The following is a 25,249-nucleotide window of genomic DNA, read 5'->3' on the forward strand; positions in this document are numbered from 1 at the left end:
GACCACACATTAAGATGACGTTCCATTCGTGGGAGCGTGTACGGGCTCTTAACAGTGGGCATCCTTTCCCTTGGTTTTTACTCTAATCAATTCCCTTGGGGTGGGCATTGCGCGCATACTTTATTTAACAACATTGTCTTGCTCTGTTACCAAAACCGGTTGTTAATCAGCCAATTAGAGCGGATGGAAAGAAGGAGTGAGGACATGTCCATAATCTGGGTGATCGCGACGGCGGTGTTGAGCTCGGCCATGACACTGGCGGTGGTGGCGCTTTGGGGGCGTTTCTACTTTCAGCCGCGGTTGCGTGACAACATGCAAAAAGAGCTGGATGAGCAGGTGGAAAAAGCCGCTGAGGTGCTTTCTTCGCGGGTGGAAGAGGGAGTGCGCCGCGGCCTGGTGGATGGCGTCCGTAATCTTGATACCCGGGAAGTGCTGGAAGGCGCCAGCCGCAGCCTGGCCCGTTCCAGCGCGGAGCTGGTCGGCGAACGCCTCGGGCAGATTTTTGGTGCACCGAAGAAGAATCGATAGCTACGAGCTACACGGGTTGGATAGGGCAAGCCAGAGATATCTACGAAGCTGCTGTAGGAGCGGCGCTTGAGCCGCGAACCTTGCACAGCAAGGATATCGCCCGCAGGGCGATCAGGAATCTCTGCGCTCGACAGGTTCCAGAAAGAACGATAGGCCTTGGCCTAACCCGCCTCGCAGCTCATCGTTCAGTGCTACAGCCTGCCCCTGGCGGGAAGCAGTCGAGCCAGCAGGAAGGCAATACCAAGGCTGAGCATGGCGAGGGACAACACATCCTGCTGCAATGCCTGCAAGGTGGTTTCCCACAGTGAGGAGGCCTTGAGTAGCGACAGCAGAATCAGCAGGGTACCGGTGAGGGTGAAGAACTGGTCCAGCTTGCGAGCTCGTCGTAATTCGCCGCGCAGGTGACGCAGCTCCTCGAGGATGTCTTCCTGAATCAGCTGCTGACGAGCCACCTGTTCTGCCAGTTCTCCGACTTGCTGAGGCAGGGTGGCCAGTTTCTCCAGCCACACTGGGTCTTCACGGCGCAGCAGGTCGAGCAACTCCTTGAGCCGGACATGGTCGTCGAGCCAGTTGCGAACCAGTGGCCACAGGCTGAAATTTTCAATCAGGTCGGTGAGCTGGGCGATTTGCCTGTCGCTGCCGGTAACGCGCAGGGATTCATGATCGGTCAGTGGCTCGCTGGCAAACAGCCAGTGCACCATAGCTCCCATAGGGCCGCGGACACGGATATCCACGTTGCCTTCGTAGTCGGTCAGCAGCTCCACGCCATCTTCATAGATCAGCACATAGAGCACCCAGAGCGGGCGCTCAGCACGAATCCGCACGACAGTGCCGTGCAGAGCGGCTAACCTGTCGCGGCCGGGCTGGCTACCTGTGAGCGCTTGATTGAGCGCGCTCTCCAAACCACCAAGCACAATCAGCTGGGGAAAACTACCGGTCTGAGGCATAAGTGACGGAAAATCCTGTCCTGAAATGGGGCCGCGCTGTCGCTTCGGGTCCCGATTTGTTGCCAAAAATTACGTTATCTTGCTTATATTTAGGGTGCCAGCTACCTATACTAGGCACTTTTATAATAAAGGGCACCTCCCATGATAGGTTGCTGCCTTAAAACGACATTGGCTTTTTAGACCGGGATTGGCGAAAGCGGGATATGTTTGTCTTGGCACTGTCGCGTTACAGTGCATAAGCCCTTGGAGGGGAGTTGTTTTTCAATGCTGGAATCATTGCTTTCGTACCCGGACTTCTGGAAGTACGTCAGTATACCTTTTATCGCCGGTGCCGTAGGGTGGATCACCAACTGGATGGCCGTCAAAATGACGTTCTATCCACTGGAATTCATTGGTATTCGGCCCATTTTCGGCTGGCAGGGGATCATTCCCTCCAAGGTCGAGAAGATGGCAGGTATAGTTGTCGACAAGGCCCTTTCCAAACTGGGCAGTCTGGACGAGTTCTTTCGCGAGATGGAGCCGGAAAAGATATCCGCCCACCTCACCCGCACCATCCAGCTACGAATTGAAGAGTACACCGACGAGGTGATGACCGAGCGCAATGCTGTGCTCTGGGAGAATCTGCCTCTGTTGGTGCGCAAGCGTGTCTACGCCCGCGCACGCCGGGCAATTCCAGCGGTCATGGACAATGTGGTTGATGACATCAGCCGCAATCTGGACAGCCTGGTGGACATGAAGCACATGGTCATCACCCAGATGAGCGAAGACAAAGCGCTCATGGTGCAGATGTTCCAGGAAGTGGGTGATCCTGAATTTCGTTTCATTACCAATTCCGGTTTCTACTTCGGTTTCCTGTTCGGTCTGATTCAGGTGCCGGTGTTCATCTTTGTGCCGGAAAACTGGGTGCTGCCGTTCTTTGGTTTTATCGTTGGTATTGCCACCAACTGGCTGGCTCTCAACCTGATTTTCCGACCGCTCAATCCGGTGAAAATCGGCCCTTTCCGCATTCAGGGGCTGTTCCTGAAGCGGCAGAAGGATGTGGCCGAATCCTTCGCGCGCCTTGCGACGGATGAAGTGATCACCCTACGCAATATCATGTACCAGGTGGTTAACGGCCCCCGTGGAGATCGCACCAAGGCCCTGATCAAACGCCATCTCAAGCCACTGCTCAATGGTGGTGTGGTGCGCACGGCTGCCCAGTTGACGGTGGGCCCTGAGGGTTACGCGGATCTCAAGAAAGCGGTAGAAGACAAAGCAGTGGATCTTGCCGTGGAGCCGTTTGAAGATCAGGGCTTCAACAAAGAGCGGGGCCTGATTGTCGAGAGGCTCATGGCTGAACGGATGCAGGCGCTCAGCTCGGAAGAATTCCAGGACCTGCTGCGGCCGGCCTTCCAGGAAGATGAGTGGATTCTGATCGTGGTAGGCGGCTTTCTGGGTGCCATGGCCGGGGTCGGGCAGCTGCTGTTCATGTTCGGAGCGGCCTGATGGAAACGCTGCAGATAGATATAGCCACTCTGGGGTGGCTGCTGTTTGCAGCGGCGGGAGCGTCTTCTCTGCTGACCCTGACCCTCATGGGCTTGATTGGCCATTTTTATCTGGGGCCCAAAATTGAACGCAAGGTGGATCGCCGTCTTGAAGAGGGTGCCAACCAGTTGGAAGAGCGCCTGAGGAAGCGGATTGTCGATCTGCTTACCGGCCGCTCCCGGGAAGTGATCCGCAACAGCGCCCGGGATCTGGCCCGGGGCATGGGCCTGATCGGCAATCGGCGGCCGGATGATAATGATGATCTGGATGAACAGTAGCCTGATCTGATGAGAAATTGATCACATAAACGATCATTGAGCAATTGTCAGACAAACCTGTGCAAACCTGCTTTACTACCCCCCTATAATTTACTCCTTCGCGTTGATGCCGTTGCTTGTTGCTGCGCTGCATCTGCTCGTGGAATTACCTTCGGAGTTTGGATCATGTCCGACGATAAGCAGAACGAAAAAGAAGAGCGGAATCCTAGCCCGCTGAAGGCTCTTAGTGGAGCTTCACGAGATATTCGCAAGTATACCCACCAGATCTGGCTTGCCGGTCTGGGGGCGTTCGCACGGGCCGAGGAAGAGGGTAGCGGCTTTTTTGATGCCCTGGTTGAAGCAGGCCGAGAAGTGGAACGTCACACCAAGGACAAGACCGAGTCCCGGGTGGAAGAGATTAAGGAACGGGTTCGCCATCATACCGGCGAGACCATGGACAAGATGGAGAAGGCCTTCGACGATCGCCTGAACAAGGCGTTGTCCCGCTTGGGGCTCCCCAACAAACGGGAAGTCGAAGAGCTGGAGAAACGGGTTCACGAGCTTACCAGTGCACTGAGCAAAGCCGAGGAAGATGTCAGTGCTTCCTCTGAATCCGACACTCCAAAACGCCGCAGCCGCAAGAAGAGCTGAGGCGTCCAAACAGTGTTGTAGCGCACACCGCTAACCCCTTAGTGGTGTCTTTTGACGGGTACCCCCTTGGTACCCGTTTTTTTTATGTTCGAAATAAGCTCTCTCGCGACGAAGCGTCGCCCAGGCAGGATATCCATAGGTACAGACGCTCTGTCTCAGTGACCGTTGGTGAGGGATGCTTTCATCGCGGGTGCGGCCCTGATTGACTCGGAACGACTGTGCCACGCTGTCACCCTTGGTAACGTCTTCATGCCCCAATTTTGTTCACAGGTTTCTGTCAATGGGCTTTTTCTGCAATAAAATATGACAAACCCGTGAATAGCTCATAAAAAACAGCGTAACTACATGAAATATAATGAATTTATTGATTGGTTAAAAAATGGGCATGTCGTCAATAGCCGTGAAAAACCGGTGAGATAGGGCGGTTGTGTACCGGCTATGCACAGGGTTATCCACAGCTTCTGTGGAAAAGAATTCAGAAGTTAGGATTGTGCCGATGTGTGGTAATGATCGGCTAGCTGAACGGCCTGCTTACGACAAGAAAATGGCGTTTTTACACAAGGCTGTTATCGGACGCATGCAACTGGCTGTCATCCGGTTGTCACCTGGCATGGCTAAAAAATCACCGCTAAGTTGCTGAGAATAATAAGATTTACGATATGTGTAATTATCCACCATTAAGTGAGAAAGGCCTTTTGCCGGGGGCTACAGACGGTTCTTCTCAGCTTTTCCACAATTTTATCCACAGAATTTGTGAGTAATCCCCTGTGATTGTGCTGATGCGCTCCGAGAGTTGAGGAAAGTGTCAATCCCTGTCCTGGTGGAAAATCATGCAAACAGCTGAAGTGCTTGCTATAAGAGGGCTGTAGAGTGTTTTCCTGAGGTCCTGCACAGAGTTGTCCACAGAGCATGGGGATAGTTGTTGGGGTGTGGAAGAATTATCTCTGTTGTGCGTTGGTGCAGGACGTTGTCCAGCGCGGCTGGTTATGGGGGTGGGGTTTGTGTTGCGAGACGTCTGCCAAAGGCAAATTGCTCTCCCGGGTGCCGCGTGAGCGAGGAGAATAACGTGCTGCATGATTCCTCTCCCTCAAGGCCGAGATGAGTCTCTAAATGGCCGCAAGCACCGGCGGCTTCCTGGATGTGGTGTGCAGTTCGCCTTGGGCCCAGTGCACACTACGCAATGCGTGGCGTCGGTGATCCAGATCTGAGGTTCGGTATCCGAAAGGGGGCGAGGGGCAAGACGCTCGAATTCTTACCCGGGAGCGGGTCGTTTGCGTTCCCGCTAGTCCATGATGAACAAAAAAAAAGGGTGCCCGAAGGCACCCCTTTTTTTCAGCAAGAGAAAGATCAGAAACGGTGCTCGCCGTTATCGATGCTTTCCTGACTCTCCTTGTCCAGCTGCTGGTAGCAGTTGGCCTTGGGAAGCAATACGTAGACCGCATTGTCCTGCTGGCTCAGGTCGTACTTCTGCTCTTTCAGTTTGTTCTTCTGGTGCTTGAAGGTGCCAGTGGTCTCCATGGCCTGCTCGTTGATACGCAGGAACACGGGAATGGCGTAATGGGGCAGCTCACGCTTCAGGTAGGCACACAGCCCCTGGAAGTCGAATTCGCTGTGGTGGCAGGTCAGGCGAACCTGTGCCATGCCGGCCCGGCCATTGGTGTTGGGGATTTCTACCCCGTAGACCACGGACTCCTGAATGCCGTCATAGCCATCCAGAATCTGCTCTACTTCGGTGGTGGACACGTTTTCGCCTTTCCAGCGGAAGGTGTCACCCAGACGGTCCACGAACTGCGCATGGCGGAAGCCGATATCGCGCATCATGTCACCGGTGTTGAACCAGGCATCGCCTTTCTTGAAGACGTCACGGAAGATGGACTTCTCGGTCTTCTCCGGGTCGGTGTAACCGTCGAACGGCGTCTTGTCGGTGATCTCGCCGAGCATCAGGCCGGATTCGCCTTTGCCCACCTTGATCATGTTGCCATTGCTGTCGCGTACCGGCTCGTCCCGTTCCTTGTCGTATTTGACGATGGCATAGCTGACCGGAGAGAAACCTACGGTGTTGTCGAAGTTGAACACATTGGTAAAGGCCACGTTGCCTTCGGAAGAGGCATACAGCTCTACCACGCGGTCAATGCCGAAACGATCCTTGAACTCTTTCCAGATGCTCGGGCGCAGGCCGTTGCCGACAATGGTATGAACCTTGTTGTCCTGGTCGTTGGGCTTTTCCGGTTGTTCGTGCAGGTAGCGACACAGTTCGCCCACATAACCGAACGCGGTACAGCCGTGGCGGCGGATATCTTCCCAGAAGCCGCTGGCGGAGAACTTGCGCGCCAGTACCAGTGTGCCGGCAGGGGCCAGCACAGACGCCCAGCAGATGACCATGCCGGTGGCGTGGTAGAAGGGCAGGGTAGTGTAAAGGCGATCGTCAGCGTTAAGACGCACCGCTGAATAACCGAAGCCACCGTAGGCTTTTTCCCAGCGACCGTGGTTGAACACTACGGCCTTGGGCAGGCCAGTGGTGCCGGAGGTATAAATATAGAACAGCGGATCGCGCAGGAAAGTCTGCTTGCTGGAAGCCGGGTTCTCGCTGGAGCAGTCCTTGATTTCGCTGGCCAGGTTCTTGTAGCTGGCGGGAGCCTCACCCGGGTTTTCCAGAGTGTCCTGGTCGGCGAAGAAAAAGAAATTGTCCTTCAGGTCCAGGTCGCCACGGATCTCTTCCACGGCGTCTACCAATTCCTCACCAATAATGGCGGCCTTGGGTTTCACCAGATTGAAAGAATGGACCAGTACCTTGCCACGCTGGGAAGTATTGATCAGCGCAGCGCAGACGCCCAGTTTTGCACAGGCGGCTACAGTGACGAGCAGTTCCGGGCGGTTTTCGATGTTGACGGCGATAGTGTCGCCTTTTTTCAGGCCGATGGAGGCCAGGTAATCTGCCAGTCGGTTAGCCCAGGCATTGAACTGCTTGTAGGTAAGCTCGGTGTCTTCGTAGATCAGGGCGGCGCCGTTGGGGTTCATGCCGGTGGCTCGCTCGATGGCCATGCCCAGCCCCAGAGGCTTGGTCGTGTCAGTGATCTTGGCCATCCGCGAGCCCTTGATCAGGCCTGGCAGATTGCTGACCACCTCGGGAACCTTGGACAGAAGCTTGGGCAACGTGATGATGTCGGCGTTGCTCATAGGATCTCCATTAGTCTGTGTTCTTGGAAGGCGCCCAGGCACAAAACACCACAGGATGAGTCGATACAGGCCAGTCATTCGATCACGGCATGTAAGCGGTTATCCGAAGGCTGTTCAGCCGGGAACCCAGTATTGGCAAGCGGGCGCTTACCTTAACCGTAGCACCAGGGCAGGGCAAGAGCCTTGCCCGGCCGCAGTGCCAGGGCAGATTGCGGCGGTCCGTTTTGGCCTTATCTGCCCGGTGCAAACTATTGAATCACAGTGGAGTGTCCCTCTCCGTTCGTAAAATGTCATTGACGGATTATGACTCCGGGTTGTCCGCCTTGATGCTGACCAGTAGTTGCTGGCGTTTCACTTGACTGCCAACCGCTAGATCCGCTGATTCCACGGTGCCATCACAGTCCGCCTTGAGACTATGCTCCATCTTCATGGCTTCCATGATTACCAGCACCTGCCCCCGCTGCACGGCCTCACCGGCCTTCGCGCATACCTCGATCACTGCGCCATCCATGGGCGCGCGGATCTGGCCGGAGCCGGCCTGATCGCTGGCGCCCGCTGCGCTATGGGTAGCATCCTCGAAACAGACGCTGTGGCCTTGGCATTGCAGCCAGCTTTGCTTGCCATCCTGGAACATCTGGTAGCGCTGGCGAATGCCGTCAATGCTGGCCAGGCCCGGGCCCAGAGGCTCGATGTGGTGGTTGTTCTCGCCGACCATCAGCTCGGCATGGTCATCGCGATAGCGGATATATACGGTTTGTTCGTGTTCACCACAGCGAAGCTGGACCGGTTGAGCCCCCAGGGTGCTGGAGTGCCAGCCACGTAGCTCGGCTGCCGGTGTCTCCACTTCACAGCGGAGCAGGGCGGCCAGGGCCCAGAGTTGGCTGGAAGGAGCCTCGCCGGCCATGCTGGCGTCGTCGGCAAAGTCCTGCCCAATGAATGCCGTGGTCGCTTCGCCCTGGGCAAATACCGGGTGACGCAGAATAGCGGCCAGGAAGGTCCGGTTATCCCGGACTCCCATCAATACGGTGTCCTCCACAGCACGGATCAGGCGTCGCCGGGCGTCTTCACGGCTATCGCCCACGGCAATGATCTTGGCCAGCATGGGGTCATAGTGGCTGCCCACCTCATAGCCTTCCGTCAGGCCGTGGTCGATGCGCACGCCATCGCCGCTGGCTGGCTGCCAGCACAGTACCGGGCCGGTCTGCGGCATGTAATTCTGCGCCGGGTCTTCCGCGTACAGGCGCACCTCCATGGCATGGCCGGTGAGCGTGACTTGGTCCTGGCTCAAGGGCAGGGGCTCGCCGCGAGCGACTTTGATCTGCCAGGCCACCAGGTCCAGGCCGGTGACCAACTCGGTAACCGGATGCTCCACCTGCAGGCGGGTGTTCATTTCCAGGAAGAAGAAATCACCTTCCGGCGCCAGCAGAAACTCCACCGTGCCGGCCCCCACATAGTTGCAGGCCTTGGCGGCATTGACCGCGGCTTCGCCCATTTGTTGGCGCAGGGCCTCGTCCACGGCCGGAGAGGGGGCCTCTTCCACCACCTTCTGGTGGCGACGTTGTATCGAACAGTCCCGCTCACCCAGATGGATAACGTTGCCATGGCGGTCGCCGAATACCTGGATTTCCACATGGCGTGGTTGCATTACGGCGCGCTCCAGAATCAACTCGTCGCTGCCGAAGGCACTTTTCGCTTCCTGCCGGGCGCTTTTCAGCTGGGCGGAAATCTCGCTGGCATCGGTGACCACGCGCATGCCACGGCCGCCACCGCCGGCACTGGCCTTGATCATCAGCGGCAGGCCGATGCGTTCGGCTTCCTGCAGCAGGGTGGCGTCGCTTTGGTCTTCGCCTTCGTAGCCGGGAATGCAGGGCACGCCGGCTTCGATCATGGCGATCTTGGACAGGCGCTTGGAGCCCATCAAGTGGATGGCATCTTCATCGGGGCCGATAAAGGTGATACCGGCATCCTTGCAGGCCTTGGAAAACCCGGCGTTTTCAGACAGAAAGCCATAGCCGGGATGCACCGCATCGGCGCCTGTCTTGCGACAGGCATCCAGCAGGGCATCCACATTCAGGTAGGAGGCGCTGGCCAGTGCCGGGCCTACACAGACGGCTTCGTCGGCCAGTTGGACGTGACGGGCACCGCCATCCGGCTCGGAATAGACCGCCACGGTCCGGTAGCCCAGAGACTGGGCAGTGGCGATAACCCGGCAGGCAATCTCGCCACGGTTGGCAATCAGGATTTTTTCAAAGCTCATTGTGGTTCCTTACCGGTGTTTGGGCCCGGTGGTCGTGATGCTTTTTCACCACAGAGGGCACAGAGTTCGCAGAGAAAAAACAATCTGATTCGGTTGCGCTTCAAGTGCCCACGCTCCCGAAGTCCCTCGGTGTTTTGTCTGCTTATGGTTTTACTCAGTGAACTCTGTGTCCTCTGTGGTAAATCAATCTTTTAGTTGTTCCAGGACGCAGGGCGTTTTTGTACGAACGCCATGGTGCCTTCCTGGCCTTCTTCGCTGTTCACGGCGGCGGCGAAATCCTTCGCCGCCTGGTCCAGCAACACCTCCATGGGTTCATGGCCCACGTTCAGCACCAGCTGTTTGGTCACCCGGTTGGCATGGGGTGCGCATTTGCGCACCGCTTTCAGGGTGTCTTGCAGCAGGACATCCAGGCCGTCTGCGTCAGCTGCCACTTCGTGAACGATGCCCAGTCGCCGGGCTTCTTCGCCCTGGAAGCGGATGCCGGTGAGGGCCAGCCGCCGGGCCTGGGTCAGGCCGATGCGCTCTACGACAAAGGGGGCGATCTGGGCGGGAATCACCCCCAGGCCGGTTTCCGGCAGGCCGAAGGTGGCGCCAGTGTGAGCGATGGCCACATCGGAGATGCAGGCCAGACCAAACCCGCCGCCCAGTACCGCGCCTTCCAGCACGGTAATCAGCACCTGGGGCTGATGATTAGCGGCGGTGATCATTTCCCCGAAACGGCGATTCAGTTTCTCAAAGGCATCGCTGTCGCCGCTGGCAGCCTGCTGGCGTGCGCCGGCCATATCCTTGATATCGCCGCCGGCACAGAAGTGACCTCCAGCGCCACGCAGCACGATGGCGCGCACGCCGGTGTCATCCTTCACCGCTTCGAACACCGCCATCAACTCGTTGACCATGGTCAGACTCATGGCGTTGCGGCTGTCGGGGCGGTTCAGGGTGATATGCAGAACCGGGCCGTCCTGGTTCAGCTGTAAGGTGTCTGTTTTCGGTAGCGTCATCATGCGCTCCTCTCAACATGTCTACAGGGCCGCTGTAGGAGCGCCGCTTGAGGCGCGAACAGAATATGAGTTGCGAGGCGCGAGTTACGAGGCCCGAAAACCTGAAACACGATGGTTCGGTTGTGCATTTCGCTTCTCGTAACTCGCTTCTCGCTCCTGGGTTTTCGCGGCTCAAGCGCCGCTCCTACAGCGGGCAGTATTCCGGGGCCGGGGTGTCCTGTTATTTTTTCTTGCCCGGCAGGATATCCATGGTCTTGCAGATAATGCCCAGCATGACTTCGTCGGCGCCGCCGCCGATGGAGCCCAGACGGCCATCGCGGTAGAGCTGGCCGGCGGGGTTGTCCCACATGAAGCCGTTGCCGCCCCAGTACTGCAGGCAGCCATCGGCTACTTCTCGGCTCAGACGACCGACTTTCAGTTTGGCCATGGACGCCAGCTGCAGCACATCCTTGCCGTTGATGTACATCTCGCAGGCCCGGTAGGTGAGGGCGCGCAGGGATTCCACTTCGGTTTGCAGTTCGGCCAGGCGGAAGTGCACGGTCTGGTTGTCGATCAGCGGCATGCCGAACACCTGACGGTCCTTGGCGTAGGCGATGGTTTCGTCAATCACGTGCTGCATGCCCATCAGGCTGTTGGCGGCGGCGAACAGACGCTCTTCCTGGAACTGCATCATCTGCATCATGAAGCCCATGCCTTCCTGGCCGACCAGGTTGCGCTGGGGCACGCGCACGTTGTCGAAGAACACCTGGGCGGTTTCCGAGGAGCGCATGCCCAGCTTGTGCAGGGGTTTGTCCACGGTGATGCCAGCGGCGTCTTTCGGCACGATGATCAAAGACTTGTTCATGTGCGGCTTGCCGTCTGAGGTCTGCGCAAGCAGGCAGAACCAATCAGCGCTGGGGGAGTTGGTGATCCACATCTTGGTGCCGTTGATCACGTAGTCGTCGCCGTCCTTGGTGGCAGTGGTCTTGATAGCGGCCACATCGGAACCCGCATGCGGTTCGGACACGGCGATGGAGGCCACCATGTCACCGGCAATGGCCGGTGCAAGATAATTCTGACGCAGTTCGTCGGAACCGAAACGGGCCAGGGCCGGGGTGGCCATGTCGGTCTGTACCCCGGTGGAAAGCGGAACACCACCACAGTGAGTGCGGCCCATCTCTTCGGCCATCACCATGCCATAGGAGTAATCCAGCCCCATGCCACCGAACTCGACCGGCTTGGTCACACCGAGCAGACCCAGATCGCCCATTTTCTTGAACACCTCATGGATGGGAAAGCGCCCGGCTTCTTCCCATTCCTTGACGTGGGGGTTCAGTTCTTTCTCGACAAAGTTGCGGACTGTGCGGCGCAGTTCTTCGTGTTCTTGAGTGAAAAGCATGGGAAGCGTCCTGTTTTGTTCAATGAAGTACGTTGTGTTCTGTTGTGCCTGTGCTACCTGGCGATGCCGGTGCGTGAATTAATAATTAATAGTGAATAGTTAATAACGAGACCCCTTTGAGGCCTTTCGTTTGGTGAAAACGGGATGGGGTTTTCACGTTATTAACTATTAATTCTTAATTATTAATTGCCTCTAAAGTCTTGCCACCCCGAACGCATTCGGGTGCAGTTCGCGATGTTGGGCGTCGGCGCAGATGTCCAGGGCATAGGCGACCACGCGGCGGGTGTCGCGGGGGTCGATGATGCCGTCGTCCCATAGCCGGGCCGTGCCGTAGAGCGCGGTGGACTGGCTGTCGAGTTTCTGGGCGGTGGTCTGCTGGAGCATGTCGAGCACCTTCTCGTCCGGCTCAATGCCGTTGGCGCGCTGTTTGGCTTCGGCCACGATGCGCAGCACCATGCCGGCCTGCTGGCCACCCATGACGGCAACTTTGGAGTTGGGCCAGGCAAAGATGAAGCGCGGATCGAGACCGCGGCCGCACATGGCGTAGTTGCCTGCGCCGTAGGAGCCACCGACGACGATGGAGATCTTCGGCACCCGGGCGTTGGCCACGGCCTGCAGCATTTTCGAACCGTGCTTGATGACGCCGTTCTGTTCCGCGTCGGTGCCCACCATGAAGCCGGTGGTGTTGTGAAGGAACAGTAATGGTCGACGGGTCTGGTCGCAGAGCTGGATGAACTGGGCGGCCTTGGCAGCGCCTCGCGGGGTGATCGGGCCATTGTTGCCGATGATGCCCACGGGCTTGCCTTCGATGGTGCTCCAGCCGCACACGGTGGCGCTGTCCCAGTCGTTCTTGAAATCCAGGAAATCGGAGCTGTCGGCGATGCGGGCAATGATCTCGCGCACGTCGTAGGGTTTCTTGGCGTCGGCGGGTACCACACCGAGCAATTCCTCGGCATCGTAGCGGGGCGGTTCGATCTCGTCGCTAGCCGGTGCTGCCCGGCGCCAGCCCAGCAGCTTGACCAGATCCCGGGCCTGACGAATGCCGTCCGCATCGTTTTCCGCCAGGTATTCGGCGGTGCCGGCGGTGCCGGCGTGCATTTCGGCGCCACCCAGTTCTTCATCGGTGGCGATTTCGCCGGTGGCGGCTTTCAGCAGCGGAGGGCCGGCCAGGAACATCTTGGCGCGCTCGCGGACCACTACCACGTAGTCAGACAGGCCTGGCTGATAGGCGCCACCGGCGGTGGCGTTGCCGTGTACCACGGTGATCTGCGGAATGCCGGCAGCGGACAGCCGTGCCTGGTTGGCAAAAGTGCGGGCGCCGTCCACGAACACTTCTGCCGCATAGTTCAGATTGGCGCCGCCGGATTCCACCAGGCTCACCACCGGCAGCTTGTTTTCCATGGCGATGCGCTGCAGGCGCAGGGTTTTATGCAGGCCAGAGGGCGAAATGGTGCCGCCCTTGATGGCGGAATTGGAGGCAGTAACCAGGCAACGAACGCCGGACACATAGCCGATGCCGGCAATGGTGCCGCCGCCGGCTTCGGTGCCGTCCTTGTCGTCGTGCATCTTGTAGCCGGCCAGGTTCATCAGGCTCAGGAATGGCGAGCCGGTGTCCAGCAGGCGCGAGATACGCTCGTGGGGTAGCAGCTGGCCGCGTTTCTCGAATTTGGCACGCTTGCCTTCGGCGGTATCCACCACGGCCTGCTCAATGGCGCGGAACTCTTCCACGGCGGCCAGCAGAGCGTCGCGGTTCTGTTGGTATTCCTCGCTGTTCGGGTCCAGTGCGGATTCAATGACTGACATTACAGGTCCTTGAAGACATCGGGGGTGGTGGCACGGTGGAAGCCGTCAAACGGCTTGCTCTTGTCGTGGTCGGGCAGCGGGAAGATCGCCACATTGCCCTGGCTGGCGGCGCCGTCGATGCGCAGGGTGTCGCCGCTGATAAAGGCGGCGGCGTCGCTGAGCAGGAAGCAGATGGCGCCGGACACTTCCGATTCGTTGCCCATGCGCTTGAGCGGTACGGCGGCGCGCAGGGTTTTCAGGGTCTGCTTGAAGCCTTCCGGGTAGGTGTCCATGCCGCTGGACATGATCCAGCCCGGGGCCACGGCGTTGACGCGCACCCCGCAGCTGCCCCATTCGTAGGAGGCGGTCTGGGTGAAGTTGACCATGCCGGCCCGGGCGGCGCCGGAGTGGCCCATGCCGGGCATGCCGCCCCACATGTCGGCGACGATGTTGACGATGGCGCCGCCGTTGCGGTTCATGCCCTGGGTGAACACTTCCCGGGCCATCAGGAAGCCGCCGGTGAGGTTGGTGCGCACCACGGTTTCCCAGCCTTTCTGGTTGATCAGCGCCAGTGGCGAGGGGAACTGGCCGCCGGCGTTGTTGACCAGGCCGTGAACTACCTCGACGGCTTTGTAGATCTCGGCAACGGTGGCCTTGACCACCTCTTCGTCACGGATGTCGCAAGTGAAGCCGATGGCCTGGCCGCCGTCTTCCTCGATCTCCGCCGCCACGGCATCCAGTTTTTCCTGCTTGCGACCGACCAATACCACGCGGGCCCCAAGGGAAGCCAGTTCATGGGCGGTGCAGCGGCCGATGCCGGAGCCACCGCCGGTGACGATGATGTTCTGGCCGGCAAACAGGTCGGGCTTGAATACGGAACGGTATGACATTGTCGTTAATCCTTGGTTTGTTCATTCCTTGTGGGAAGCGATGCTTGCATCGCGAATAACGTTGACTGCTGTTAACGCCGATTCGTCATGCACAGCATGACTTCCCACAACATCATCAATTGTCAGTCAGTGTCTTGGCGATTTCTTCACTCACTTTCACCGGCATATCCAACAACTGCTGCGCAAACGCCTTGCCCTGCGGGTCAATGCGCAGGGAGGCAATGCCCCCGCCGCCCAGGGCATTCTTCAGCAGGAAGTTAAAGGCATTCATGCCCGGCAGTGACCAGCGGCTGACGCTGCCGGTGTCCGGGTCGAGCACGTGCTGCATATAGTCGGCCACGGCGTCTTCCGTCAGGGCGGCATTGATGTACGGCAGGTATTCCGGCTGGCGGGCGATGACGCCAATATTGGCGTGGTTGCCCTTGTCGCCACTTCGCGCCCAGGCCAGTTTGATCAGTGGCACGGCCACCTCGCCGGTAGCGATGTCGCCCCGGTTGTCTTCTGGCAGGGTGTTGGCATCAAACGGTGTACCGGCCGGGATGGTCACCGGCAAGGTGTCGCCGCCCAGGTCCACGGTAACCGGAATGCTGTTCTTGCTGACCAGGGTGGAGAACAGACGAATGCGCGGAAACGGCTTGGGGCGTCCGCCTACCAGGCCGGACAGTCCCGGTGCCATGCCGGTGGCGGCCTGAGCAATTTCTCTGGCAAACAACCCCAGGGCTTTCTTGTCATCGTGCAGAGCGCCGATCTTGACCACCACTTCGCGGGTGTCACCGCGACGGGCCTGGGCGCCATAGGTGGTTTCGCTGCCGAGAATTTCCACGCTGGTCTCGCGCATGGGTGCCATGCCCAGTTGCTTGAACAGGCCGGCCACCTTTTTCAGGATGGCGTCGGCGACCACCTGGCCTTTCTGCGGAGCGTCGATGCCGCCCATCAGGAAGGAGGCGGTGATGCGATTGCCGTCCGGGTAGGTGGCGGAGACTTTGTAGCTGTCGGTGGGGGGCAGGCCCTGGGCGCCACTGACGCGAACCCGGTTGTCGCCGACCTGTTCCAGTTCTACTTGGGTAAAGTCACAGACCACGTCGGGCAGCATGTAGGCACGGGGGTCGCCGATTTCATAAACGATCTGCTCTCCGACGGTGGCCGTGTTGACCAGGCCACCGGTATTGTCAGGCTTGGTAATGACGAAGTGACCGTCCGCAAAACATTCGGCAATGGGAAAGCCCATGTTGTGGAAGTCAGGCACATCGCGCCAGTCGGTGAAGTTGCCGCCGGTGCATTGGGCGCCGCATTCGATCACATGGCCGGCCAGGGAGCCCTGGGCCAGTTTGTCGTAATCGTCTTCAGCCCAGCCGAATTCGTGCATCAGGGGGCCCAGTACCACGGCGGAATCTGCGATGCGGCCGGTGAGCACGATATCGGCGCCGGCATCCAGAGCTGCCTTGATGGGCAGGGCGCCCAGGTAGGCATTCATGGTGACTGTCATGGGGGGCAGGGGAGCGCCTGTGTCCATTTCCGTCACATCGGCAAAGTCGTTGCGGCGCGGGTTCAGGTCGTCGCCTTCTACCAGGGCGATTTTCATCTCGATCCCGGCGGCCTCGAACACCTTCTCCAGGGCCTCCCGGCAGGCGCGGGGGTTTACCCCACCGGCATTACTGACCACCTTGATGTTCTTTGCTTTGATATCCTTGGCCAGCGGCGCCATGACATTATTGACGAAGTCGTGGGCGTAACCGGCGCTGGGGTCCTTCATGCGGGCCCCGGCCATGATCGACAGGGTGACCTCGGCCAGATAGTCGAACACCAGATAATCGATCGCGGCCTGCTTGACCAGCTGGAAGGCGGCGCTGTTGGTATCGCCCCAGAATCCGGCGGCACAGCCGATGCGAACGGGCTCGGTCATGGTGGCTCCATTTGCGTGTATAAGCGTGGTCTCGTAAGCTACCAAGCAAGCGCTTGGTTTGTAAAGAGCCAGATGTCTTGCTGAGCATTTATTCGAAGCCGCTGTAGGAGCGCCGCTTGAGGCGCGAAGGGCTTTGCAGAGATGCGAGTCGCGAGCAGCGAATGGCGGAACTCGCTTCCTGCAATTCGAGCCTGTGTGGTTCGCGCCCCAAGCGGCGCTCCTAGGGGGTTTTTAGTGGGAGCATGGTGATTGTGCTGCGCTTGCAGCGTGCGTCCTGTAATCGGGATAATGCGGGGATACAAAAAAGAGGATACCAATGGCTGAGTCACTGGCAATTAATGGAATCGATGATTCTCCCCGCGGGCGCCTGCTCAGTGCGGCGGCCCACCTGTTTCGCGACAAGGGCTTTGATCGCACCACGGTAAGGGATATCGCTGCGTCCGTGGGCATCCAGAGCGGCTCCATCTTCCATCATTTCAAGAGTAAGGAAGATATCCTTTTTGCGGTGATGGAAGAGGTGATCCAGTTCAATACGGATCGCCTGCGCCGGGCTATTGCAGCTGAAGTCTCACCGAAGGGGCAACTGCGGGCACTGATCCGTGCGGAACTGCAGTCTATTGTCGGCGATACCGCTGAAGCCATGACCGTGCTGGTGACAGAGTGGCGTTGTCTCGGTGAGGACAGGCAGCGCAAAGCCCTGGAGTTGCGCGCCATCTATGAGCAACTGTGGCTTGATGCACTCAATGCGCTACATACGCAGGGGGCGTTCCGGGATGATCCCTTCATCGTTCGCCGCCTGCTCACCGGTATGACAGGCTGGGCGCCCAACTGGTTTGATCGGGACGGTTCCCTGACCCTGGATGACCTGGCGGACATTATTCTGGCTCGTGTGGTGGGTGAGCATGATCGGTAATGCCATCGGCTGGGGACAGAGCGGGTACTCCATTATCGAGGAAGGAGAGCTTAACCGTCAGACCTGGGCGCTGGATGTGCATCATTACCTGATTGCCAAACCGAGCGGGCAGGCGGTACCGGGCAGATTCACCCTGGAGCAGGCAAAGGCGAAGATTGAGGCGCTGGAGGCGGAAGAAAGCTGAAACGGCAAGCTGCCTAGCCGCTTGTAGGAGCTCATGCTTGCCCCCTCGGGCGACCAGGTCTGTCGGGCTTCGACAGCTTCTTCTTTGGGATCGGGAGCAACGGCCGGCACCGCCTTTTCCTCGCTGTGGCTCGGTTCGCCATGCAAGCATGGGTTATTCGCTTCGCTCACCCTTCGGGCCGCGCGGAACTACGTGCGTTACTCCGCTACGCTCCGTTCCTACAGGGCTATTCTGTGCAAGATTTGCCCGTTCCGCCCATTTTCTAGGCAAACGGACTTTTTTCTGCAAAAAGCCGTTGACACCCCCGGCCCAATCCCTAAAATGGCGCCCACTTCGCAGCGCGATGCGGGTGGTTAGCTCAGCTGGGAGAGCATCTGCCTTACAAGCAGAGGGTCGGCGGTTCGATCCCGTCACCACCCACCATATTTTGTAAGTGAAGAGTTCCGTAAGGAAAAGTGGAGCGGTAGTTCAGTTGGTTAGAATACCGGCCTGTCACGCCGGGGGTCGCGGGTTCGAGTCCCGTCCGCTCCGCCACTATTCAGCATTAAAGGCTCCCATTTATGGGGGCCTTTTTTGTTTCTGCTCCCCTGTCATCCTTTGTCTGACGCCTGATCTATTGCGGCTGTGCGTTGTGCCTTGCTCTGTTTTATTGCATTCGACGTCGAGCATCAGGCGTGATGCCTTCTATTTCATGAACTTGTCACCTAAACCCTGTCTAATTTCAGGCCCACAACACTGAAAAAGACAAGGAGGGCAAGCAAATGGAAGACTATCTGGAAGAGCGACTGGAAGAGAAGCAGCTGATGGAATGCCTGGAAGAGTGGCAGGAAGAAGACAGCTGGGTGGACGACGGAGAGGAGCTCTGATTCCTCTCCGTACCACCCCTCTCTGATTTTCCAGTCTCCATCCCTATCTGTTAATCCTTCGCGGTTTGATCCTACCCCCCCCCTTCAATACACATTGATTCTGGCAACGTGATGCCGTTATTGGTCTTCGTCAGCTGCTTTGCGGCATAGTAATGGGCGTATTTTCGTATGCTTTTTTTTTACTGCCATTCAGGTCACACTCTTTTATTAGGGGCTGACTATAATTGGCAGCACCCTGATTTTGCCGTCGCTACTGTGTTTTCTGGATCTTGCAGGGAGTGATGTTGTGGCGAGTCAGTGGCCAACTACAATAATTCTCAAGGGAAGGAAGGACACATGCCTCTATCCTCCGTGACGTCCGAAGCGATTCTGTTTTTTGATCATCGGGGCATTACCAAAAGCATGCTGTATGCGGATTTTGAGGCGATCCTCGATGGCATGGTGGGTGTGCCGGAATTTGCAGATAAGGAAGTTCGCGGTGCCTACTGCCTGGTGAATGGTCAGTTACGGGTACGTTCGCTGGTCCTTTTTACGATCGATTTTGATGAAGACGGCATGGCCGACACCACCTGGAATGTGCCGCTGCGCCATCTGGCAGAACATGCCGGGCAGGGGCCGGATATGGGGGCCGGGCCGATTCGTCTGGCCTGCCGCAGCCAGTGTCCGGTGGCCTGGCACCAGGATCAGATGTGGGATCCGGGCATGAAGCCGGGAGCCAACGACTTTATCGCCATTCGCGACACCATTCGTGAGCGCGGTCCGAAACTGGGGCTGGAAATCGATGACGAGCTGGATTCGACCCCTGCCGCTGCCCCGCCAGTCATTGGTGCCGAAACGGCAGCGCCCACCATTGCCCCGGACGATGACGAGAGCAAGAAAGAGGCCGATGAAGAAAGGGTGCGACTGGCTCGCATTATCAAGGAGCTGCGCCTGCGGGTACAGACACTGGAAAATTCCCAGTCCGAAGAAGTGGGCCAACTCCGCTACGCCGCTCAGCAAAAGGAGGAAATCCTCAATGCTCAGCTGGAAAAGGTTCTGGGCCAGTTCAAGACGCTCAAGTCCCAGAATGGGGCGTTGCGTGAACAGAATGATTCTCTCAAGGCTCAGGTGGTCTCACTGACTCAGAGCCTGGAGGAGCAGAGCCACCAAAGCCAGACTCAGGGCAGCGAACTGGAAGTGCTTACCGAACAGTACAAGCTGGCACTGGAGCAGCGAATCGAGGAGGAACGGGCGAAGCTTTCCGAGCAGATCCATGCCAAGGAAATGGATGTGCTGACCCGCGATGATCTGATTAACCAGCTCAAGGAGGAACTGGGCGAGCTAAAACGAAATCGGGTGAAGGAAGCCAGCACTGGAGCCCAGAAGATGCTGGAAAAACTGGAAAATCTCGGCCTCAGCTTTATCGCCTTCCACCCCGGTGCGGGGCATATTTCCATTTCGGCCGATCAGATCGGCAGTTACATGGAAAATCCAGTGGCTTTCGCTGCGCGTAAATGTCTCGTCACTGAAGATCACTACCGGGCCTGGCTGGCCCATTATGAAAATCCCGTGTGCCAGGTATCGGTGGGCTCTGATCAACAGCCCTGCGGTAAGCGAGTGATCCGGGTGGAAGTGCCTAACCAGTTCAAACCCGGCGTCTCCGACTGCAATGCCAATCGTTGTCCAAACTGTCGCAACGACTCGGCGATCGATAACGTGCTGCGCTTTCGCTGATAAACAGATGTGACTCAGTGCCACTTCACTGAAAAATGGTAGGTTTTTTGCATTATCTACGCTGAAAGCATGATGTTGTTGTCACAATAAGAACACCGGGAGCGGCAGTTATGGCACAGGAATCCATTGATAAAAGCCTTTTACAGACCTTTGTGCCAGTGAATGCGCTGTCTGGAGACCAGCTGGACTGGCTCCTGGATCAGCAGGAGGTGTGCCGTTATTCGTCAGGAGATGCCCTTTTTTCGCTTGGCGACAAGGACAACACCACCATCTATCTGCTCAGCGGCAAGGTAGAGCTTACCGATGAAGCGGGCAAAACCCGTACCGTCAGTGCCGGAGATACCGCATCCTGGCATCCGCTGGAGCATGCCCAGCCCCGCCGCAGTACGGCTCGGGCTCTGACCGAAGTCAGTGTGGTCCGCTTTGACAGCTTTCGGCTGGACACCATTCTTTCCTGGGACCAGTCTGCCGGTTACGTGATTCTCGATATCAACGCCAACTCCGCTTATCAGAATGATCGGGAGTGGATGATTCGACTGCTTAAATCCAAGCTGTTTCATCGGGTACCGCCCAGTAATATTCTGGAAATCTTCCGGCGCCTGAAGGCTCATCGCCACAAGCAAGGGGATGTGATTATCCGCCAGGGTGAGGCAGCAGACTGTTGCTACATTCTCAAGGAAGGCGTCTGTGAGGTGGCCATCAGTATGGGCGACAATGCCCCAACCCCCGTGGCCATGCTGGAAGAAGGGCAGTGGTTCGGCGAAGAGGCGCTGCTTTCCGGCAAGCCCCGTAATGCCACGGTGACCATGGCTACCGACGGGGTCTTGATGAAACTGGAGCGTCAGGACTTTGATGCCCTGCTGCGCGAGCCGATCATCAACACCATGCCCGCTGAGGATGTATTGGGCGCCGCAGAAAAGGGCGCCTGGTGGCTGGATGTGCGTACCAGCGATGAATTCGACCAGGAGCACCTGGTGGGCGCCACCAATATGCCGCTGAATGTATTACGGCTGAAATCCCGCCTGTTGGACCCCAGCAAGACCTATATTGCCTACTGTGATACCGGTCGACGTAGCGCCACAGCCGCTTTTCTGTTAAAAAACGCCGGCTTGGACGTAATCGTTCTGGATGGCGGCCTGAATGCCAATGCTGCTAACCTGAACGAGTACCTGACACAGGCCTGAATCCGCGGCTGCCATGCAGCAATCACGGATTCGGGCCAGGGTGGTCGCTCACCGGATGGAGGGCGAGCCCTTCACCGGATGCAGCTGCGGCTGCCCAGGATTCGTGTGGCGCAAGAGACTTTTAGCAATAAATTCCGCAATATCGGCTTGATTGCCCGTTCCGAAAGTGAACAGGCGCTGTATTCACTGCGCCAGTTGATTCACTTTCTCAACGGGCGTGACTGTACCGTTATCCTCGACAAGAACATCGCCGGCAGCCTGCCAGAAATGGGCCTGCAAGCGGCATCTGCCACGCAGATGGGTGAAGCCTGTGATCTGGTTATTGTGGTCGGTGGCGATGGCAGCCTGCTGGGCGCCGCCCGTACACTGGCCCGTTTTGATGTGCCGGTGCTGGGCGTCAACCGGGGTCACCTGGGGTTTCTCACTGACATCCTTCCCTCCGAAATCGAAAGCCGGGTGGGGCAGGTGCTGGACGGTGAGTACACCACTGAAAAGCGGTTCCTGCTCGATCTGGAAGTACGCCGGGGCAAGACCGTGGTGGGCGAGGGCTGCGCCCTGAATGATATCGTGCTGCTCTCCGGTGACAGTGTCCACATGATCGATTTCGAGCTGGTGATCGATGGCCATTTTGTCTATGGCCAGCGCTCCGATGGCCTGATCATCTCCACCCCCACCGGTTCCACGGCCTATGCGCTGTCCGGCGGGGGCCCCATCATGCATCCCAAGCTGGATGCCATGGTGATGGTGCCGCTCAATCCGCATACCCTTACCAGCCGCCCGCTGGTGGTGGCCGGGGACAGCGAGATCAAGATTCATATCACCACCGAAAAGGTCCGACCACTGGTCAGCTGCGACGGCACCGCCGGGATTCGCCTGCAGGTGGACGATGTAATCGCCATTCGCAAGAAGCCCCATCGTTTGCATTTGATCCACCCGCCTGGCCATGATTTCTACCAGGCCTGTCGCTCCAAGCTGGGCTGGAGTACCCGCCCCGGTGACAGCAGCTGAAACCCCGTTGATAGTTAACAGTGAATAGTTAATAGCTACAGGCAAACAGCGGCTTCCCTGTATCCGTCCCAGACTAGCCAGGCCGGAAACGGGCGTAAGCCCACCCCCGCCGAACTGGCGGGGTGCCTCAAACGAGTGAATGTCATGACCTACCAAAGCTTTAATGACCTGATCGCCGCCATGACGCAGGAAGTCTGTGACAACATGCGCCGCGCTATTGAAACCGGCAAGTGGGCGGATGGTCGGCCGCTGAGCCGTGAGCAGCGTGAAACCTGCCTCCAGGCGGTGATTGCCTGGGAGGCAAAGAACCTGCCAGAGGAGCAGCGCTCAGGCTACATGGAGCAGCAGTGCAAGAGTGGCAAGGACGAGCCAGAGGAGCAGCCGGTTACCCTGCGCGCCCCGGATCGTTTGCAGTAGCCAGACCGCCCGTCCCACGGGCGGTGACTGGCGGGTCGTCGCCCGGATACCGCCTGTCGGACCAACGTCAAGCTTTTCCTGCCAAAGACCGTTGGTGCTCTTCCAAACATACTGTATTCTTCCTAGGTGACAACTGTACTGTGTAAGTTAGCCGGCCTAGATTCGGCGCACGCGGACGATGTCTTTCTGGCTGCGTTATGGGAGATTGCGGCGCAGGCAGAAATAAAAAAGATAACAAACGGTTTGGGAGAACCCATGCATATCTATAAGAAAGTACTGCCTGCGGCAGTGGCCCTGGCACTGGCGGCCTGTGGTGGCGGCAGTGATACCGTCCCTGATCAAAGTGAGGGTGCTGCCCAAATCGGGACTTTTCCCCGTTTTGACCCCCTGGCATCTGATCTGCCCCTTAACACTGATCTAATCTTTGCAGCGGCCGCCACTTCTGACGGCACTGCCAACGTCGGGACTCCTACCAATGCGGTGGAGGCTGCACTCAATGATCTGGATGGGTTTTCCACGACAGCGTATTTCGACATTGGATTTGCTGGTGGTTCAATTGATGCCAGCACTGTCTGTGCGCTTGGTGATGCCTGCGTCCCCAATGTTTTCCTGATTCCGTTGAACAGCAATGGTGACGCACTGGATCCGGCAAACGTGGATCCTATGAATCCGGTAAATGCTGAGCAGATCCCCGGTTTCATTGCTTCAGTAGAATCTCTGGATGGCGGCACGGATAACGTTCTCCGTATTACCCCTGCGGAGCCAATGCTGGCTAAAACCAAGTATCTGGTTTTCGTGACGGATGGCATTCTCGATACGGATGGCGATCCGATTACTCCATCAAGCTCTTATCAGACTCTGGGGGAAAACGAGCCTGCTCTGACCTCCGCGTTGCAGCCTGTTCGCACTGCTGTGCAAGGGTGGGAGGCGATCGCTTCCGGCTTTCTTGCCCAGGCTTTGGAGCTTGATGTGGATGCGGCTCGTGATTCTGTGGTGATTTCCTATACATTTACCACTACTGATCCGGTAACTCCATTGGTTGCCATGGGGGCTCCCCGTGGCGCAATTGCGCAAACCCTGATTAATGGTGGTGCGGCACCAGGTGATGCAGTAACGGCGGCCAACAACCTGGAGAACGGAGGGCTACTGAGCACGCCGAAAGAGAGAACGATTGACGTAAATGCGGCAACCGGTCTGGATTTCTCGGCACTGACTGCCGGGCAGCTGGCTGCCGGAATTGGTACGCTTTACACCGGTAGCATTTCGTTGCCTTATTACCTGTCAGCGCCTGCTGCGCCTACAGATTTCAGCTTCCTGCAAAAAACCTGGAATGCGGACCAGGTGCTGGGCTCTCAGGTAGGACCGGGTATTCCGCCCGCAGATATTGACGGTTCTTACAATGTGACTTACCGCTTCCCCTTTGCCGCAGAGAGCGGTGAAGAGTTGGTGCCGCTTCAGGTTACTCTGCCGAACCCGGCTACTGCTCCGGCAGAACTGATGGGCGCTACCTGTGCCAATGTTCGTGATAACACGGGTTACCCTGTTGTCATTTATGTCCATGGCATCACTAGCGATCGTACGTCCGTTATGGCGCTGGGGCACACACTGGCATCCAAGTGTGTCTCCACCGTAGCAATTGACCTGCCGGTACATGGTGTGCCCGCCAACAGTGCTTTTGCAGCGGCGTTGAATGTGGAAAATAGTGCACTTATCCCTTTCTCCACCCTATACGGCGAAGATCTCCACGAGCGCCATTTCAATGTGGTTCAGGATGCTACGGGTAATCCTGCCCTGATGAACTTTGATACACCAACAGCACTTGATGGTTCTGGTGCCTGGTTTATCAATCTGGCCAGCCTCGGGAACACTCGCGATAACATGCGTCAGTCGGTGATGGATCTGATGAACCTGAATGCCAGCCTACAGGCAATCAGCGATCTGGATATTGCCACCAATGGCACGCTGGATACCGATAATGTGACTGTCGTGGGCGCTTCATTGGGTGCGATCGTCGGGTCTGTGTTTACCACCGTGAATCAGATAGCGATTGGTAACGACATGAATTTTGGTAGCAACCTGAATCCGATTAAAGGCTTGGTAGCGTCGGTAGGGGGGACACAGCTGACCCAGATACTTAACAACTCCCAGACGTTTGCCCCGCGTATTCAGGCAGGCCTGGCAGCTAATGGTGTCAATGTTGGTACCAGTAACTACGAAAAATTCCTCTATGCTGCACAAAGCACAGTAGCCTCTGGTGACCCGGTGAATTTTGCCGAAACCCTTGGAACACTTGGTGTGCCGGTGCTGATTCAGCAGGTGAATGGTGACATGGTGGTGCCGAATGGCGATCCGGCACTGCCGTTGATGGGGACAGAGGCGTTGGCTTCACTAACGGGTGCAACCCAGTTTGGCCCTGGTGCCGCTAATGTGACCGCCACACCGGGCTACGTGAAAATGACAGCAGGTGGGCATGGCTCGCTGCTGACACCGTCTGGCGGTGCGCCGCAGGTTACTGCAGAAATGCAGGCCCAGGTAGTCAGCTTTGTGTTGTCCTCAGGTGCACAGGTGGGCATAGGTACCCAGGCGCCTGGAGATGTGGAAGCTACTCCGTAATCCGGTTCCCATCCCTGTATCACAACACCCCGCTTCTGCGGGGTGTTGTCGTTTAGGGC

19 protein-coding genes and 2 tRNA genes are annotated in these 25,249 nt (G+C 57.8%); 13 read left to right on the forward strand and 8 right to left on the reverse strand.

Translation table 11 applies throughout. The annotated features are described in order from the left end of the window. The first annotated feature begins 204 nt into the window (after window positions 1-204). Window positions 205-528, forward strand: coding sequence for a hypothetical protein (locus tag Q0Y02_RS00285; RefSeq protein ID WP_297762738.1), 324 nt, complete (start codon window positions 205-207; stop codon window positions 526-528). Window positions 529-719: 191 nt separating this feature from the next. On the opposite strand, the gene Q0Y02_RS00290 is transcribed toward Q0Y02_RS00285, so the two are convergent. Continuing rightward, the gene (locus Q0Y02_RS00290) at window positions 720-1,475 is read right to left on the reverse strand and encodes a hypothetical protein (RefSeq protein WP_297762740.1); all 756 of its coding nucleotides are present in this window, start codon (window positions 1,473-1,475) and stop codon (window positions 720-722) included. Between the two features lie 264 nt (window positions 1,476-1,739). On the opposite strand from Q0Y02_RS00290, the gene Q0Y02_RS00295 reads away from it, so the two are divergent. The 3 genes from Q0Y02_RS00295 (at window position 1,740) to Q0Y02_RS00305 (ending at window position 3,907) form a co-directional block, all read left to right on the forward strand. Then, entirely contained in the window at window positions 1,740-2,960 is a 1,221-nt protein-coding gene (locus Q0Y02_RS00295) for a hypothetical protein (protein WP_297762741.1), read from the forward strand. After that, on the forward strand, window positions 2,960-3,277 hold the full coding sequence (locus tag Q0Y02_RS00300) for a hypothetical protein (protein ID WP_297762743.1): 318 nt from the start codon (window positions 2,960-2,962) through the stop codon (window positions 3,275-3,277). Before Q0Y02_RS00295 ends, Q0Y02_RS00300 begins: the two co-directional genes overlap by 1 nt. Before the next feature lie 165 nt (window positions 3,278-3,442). Beyond that, window positions 3,443-3,907, forward strand: a complete 465-nt coding sequence (locus tag Q0Y02_RS00305; protein WP_297762745.1) for a phasin family protein — start codon at window positions 3,443-3,445, stop codon at window positions 3,905-3,907. 1,347 nt (window positions 3,908-5,254) lie between these two features. Here the strand turns inward: Q0Y02_RS00305 and Q0Y02_RS00310 are convergent. From Q0Y02_RS00310 to Q0Y02_RS00340, 7 genes are all read right to left on the reverse strand, one after another. Then, a complete protein-coding gene (locus tag Q0Y02_RS00310; protein WP_297762747.1) occupies window positions 5,255-7,084 on the reverse strand; it encodes a long-chain-acyl-CoA synthetase in 1,830 nt (609 codons plus the stop codon). Window positions 7,085-7,385: 301 nt separating this feature from the next. Next, window positions 7,386-9,341, reverse strand: a complete 1,956-nt coding sequence (locus Q0Y02_RS00315) for an acetyl/propionyl/methylcrotonyl-CoA carboxylase subunit alpha (RefSeq protein WP_297762749.1) — start codon at window positions 9,339-9,341, stop codon at window positions 7,386-7,388. A gap of 191 nt (window positions 9,342-9,532) precedes the next feature. Next, entirely contained in the window at window positions 9,533-10,339 is an 807-nt protein-coding gene (locus tag Q0Y02_RS00320; protein WP_297763803.1) for an enoyl-CoA hydratase-related protein, read from the reverse strand. 220 nt (window positions 10,340-10,559) lie between these two features. Then, window positions 10,560-11,717, reverse strand: a complete 1,158-nt coding sequence (locus Q0Y02_RS00325) for an acyl-CoA dehydrogenase family protein (RefSeq protein WP_297762751.1) — start codon at window positions 11,715-11,717, stop codon at window positions 10,560-10,562. A gap of 192 nt (window positions 11,718-11,909) precedes the next feature. Then, window positions 11,910-13,520 (reverse strand): acyl-CoA carboxylase subunit beta, encoded by a 1,611-nt coding sequence (locus tag Q0Y02_RS00330; RefSeq protein WP_297762753.1) that lies wholly within the window; start codon window positions 13,518-13,520, stop codon window positions 11,910-11,912. Then, a complete protein-coding gene (locus tag Q0Y02_RS00335; RefSeq protein WP_297762755.1) occupies window positions 13,520-14,389 on the reverse strand; it encodes an SDR family oxidoreductase in 870 nt (289 codons plus the stop codon). The genes Q0Y02_RS00330 and Q0Y02_RS00335 overlap by 1 nt, the downstream gene beginning before the upstream one ends. A gap of 115 nt (window positions 14,390-14,504) precedes the next feature. Beyond that, window positions 14,505-16,292, reverse strand: coding sequence for an acyclic terpene utilization AtuA family protein (locus Q0Y02_RS00340; RefSeq protein WP_297762757.1), 1,788 nt, complete (start codon window positions 16,290-16,292; stop codon window positions 14,505-14,507). A gap of 316 nt (window positions 16,293-16,608) precedes the next feature. On the opposite strand from Q0Y02_RS00340, the gene Q0Y02_RS00345 reads away from it, so the two are divergent. The 9 genes from Q0Y02_RS00345 to Q0Y02_RS00385 all read left to right on the forward strand — a co-directional run bounded on the left by Q0Y02_RS00345 (window position 16,609) and on the right by Q0Y02_RS00385 (window position 25,190). Next, window positions 16,609-17,205, forward strand: coding sequence for a TetR/AcrR family transcriptional regulator (locus tag Q0Y02_RS00345; protein ID WP_273008812.1), 597 nt, complete (start codon window positions 16,609-16,611; stop codon window positions 17,203-17,205). Next, complete coding sequence (locus Q0Y02_RS00350) at window positions 17,195-17,389, forward strand: hypothetical protein (RefSeq protein WP_273008811.1); 195 nt, start codon at window positions 17,195-17,197, stop codon at window positions 17,387-17,389. Before Q0Y02_RS00345 ends, Q0Y02_RS00350 begins: the two co-directional genes overlap by 11 nt. A 347-nt stretch (window positions 17,390-17,736) precedes the next feature. After that, window positions 17,737-17,812 (forward strand) — tRNA-Val (locus Q0Y02_RS00355). Between the two features lie 34 nt (window positions 17,813-17,846). Next, window positions 17,847-17,923: transfer RNA gene (locus Q0Y02_RS00360), tRNA-Asp, on the forward strand. A gap of 668 nt (window positions 17,924-18,591) precedes the next feature. After that, window positions 18,592-19,968 (forward strand): hypothetical protein, encoded by a 1,377-nt coding sequence (locus tag Q0Y02_RS00365; protein WP_273008810.1) that lies wholly within the window; start codon window positions 18,592-18,594, stop codon window positions 19,966-19,968. Between the two features lie 110 nt (window positions 19,969-20,078). After that, a complete protein-coding gene (locus tag Q0Y02_RS00370; protein WP_273008809.1) occupies window positions 20,079-21,152 on the forward strand; it encodes a cyclic nucleotide-binding domain-containing protein in 1,074 nt (357 codons plus the stop codon). Window positions 21,153-21,230: 78 nt separating this feature from the next. Next, entirely contained in the window at window positions 21,231-22,160 is a 930-nt protein-coding gene (locus Q0Y02_RS00375; RefSeq protein WP_273008808.1) for an NAD(+) kinase, read from the forward strand. 144 nt (window positions 22,161-22,304) lie between these two features. Beyond that, a complete protein-coding gene (locus Q0Y02_RS00380; RefSeq protein WP_297762765.1) occupies window positions 22,305-22,577 on the forward strand; it encodes a DUF1315 family protein in 273 nt (90 codons plus the stop codon). 126 nt (window positions 22,578-22,703) lie between these two features. Beyond that, a complete protein-coding gene (locus Q0Y02_RS00385; RefSeq protein WP_297762767.1) occupies window positions 22,704-25,190 on the forward strand; it encodes a hypothetical protein in 2,487 nt (828 codons plus the stop codon). Window positions 25,191-25,249 lie beyond the last annotated feature (59 nt).

The sequence above is a fragment of the uncultured Alcanivorax sp. genome, assembly GCF_947258575.1.
Classification (GTDB): domain Bacteria; phylum Pseudomonadota; class Gammaproteobacteria; order Pseudomonadales; family Alcanivoracaceae; genus Alcanivorax.

Coding starts and splice junctions, on each gene's coding strand:
- Q0Y02_RS00285 (WP_297762738.1), top strand. CDS start 205: ATGTCCATAATCTGGGTGATCGCGACGGCGGTGTTGAGCTCGGCCATG.
- Q0Y02_RS00290 (WP_297762740.1), bottom strand. CDS start 1,475: ATGCCTCAGACCGGTAGTTTTCCCCAGCTGATTGTGCTTGGTGGTTTG.
- Q0Y02_RS00295 (WP_297762741.1), top strand. CDS start 1,740: ATGCTGGAATCATTGCTTTCGTACCCGGACTTCTGGAAGTACGTCAGT.
- Q0Y02_RS00300 (WP_297762743.1), top strand. CDS start 2,960: ATGGAAACGCTGCAGATAGATATAGCCACTCTGGGGTGGCTGCTGTTT.
- Q0Y02_RS00305 (WP_297762745.1), top strand. CDS start 3,443: ATGTCCGACGATAAGCAGAACGAAAAAGAAGAGCGGAATCCTAGCCCG.
- Q0Y02_RS00310 (WP_297762747.1), bottom strand. CDS start 7,084: ATGAGCAACGCCGACATCATCACGTTGCCCAAGCTTCTGTCCAAGGTT.
- Q0Y02_RS00315 (WP_297762749.1), bottom strand. CDS start 9,341: ATGAGCTTTGAAAAAATCCTGATTGCCAACCGTGGCGAGATTGCCTGC.
- Q0Y02_RS00320 (WP_297763803.1), bottom strand. CDS start 10,339: ATGACGCTACCGAAAACAGACACCTTACAGCTGAACCAGGACGGCCCG.
- Q0Y02_RS00325 (WP_297762751.1), bottom strand. CDS start 11,717: ATGCTTTTCACTCAAGAACACGAAGAACTGCGCCGCACAGTCCGCAAC.
- Q0Y02_RS00330 (WP_297762753.1), bottom strand. CDS start 13,520: ATGTCAGTCATTGAATCCGCACTGGACCCGAACAGCGAGGAATACCAA.
- Q0Y02_RS00335 (WP_297762755.1), bottom strand. CDS start 14,389: ATGTCATACCGTTCCGTATTCAAGCCCGACCTGTTTGCCGGCCAGAAC.
- Q0Y02_RS00340 (WP_297762757.1), bottom strand. CDS start 16,292: ATGACCGAGCCCGTTCGCATCGGCTGTGCCGCCGGATTCTGGGGCGAT.
- Q0Y02_RS00345 (WP_273008812.1), top strand. CDS start 16,609: ATGGCTGAGTCACTGGCAATTAATGGAATCGATGATTCTCCCCGCGGG.
- Q0Y02_RS00350 (WP_273008811.1), top strand. CDS start 17,195: ATGATCGGTAATGCCATCGGCTGGGGACAGAGCGGGTACTCCATTATC.
- Q0Y02_RS00365 (WP_273008810.1), top strand. CDS start 18,592: ATGCCTCTATCCTCCGTGACGTCCGAAGCGATTCTGTTTTTTGATCAT.
- Q0Y02_RS00370 (WP_273008809.1), top strand. CDS start 20,079: ATGGCACAGGAATCCATTGATAAAAGCCTTTTACAGACCTTTGTGCCA.
- Q0Y02_RS00375 (WP_273008808.1), top strand. CDS start 21,231: ATGCAGCTGCGGCTGCCCAGGATTCGTGTGGCGCAAGAGACTTTTAGC.
- Q0Y02_RS00380 (WP_297762765.1), top strand. CDS start 22,305: ATGACCTACCAAAGCTTTAATGACCTGATCGCCGCCATGACGCAGGAA.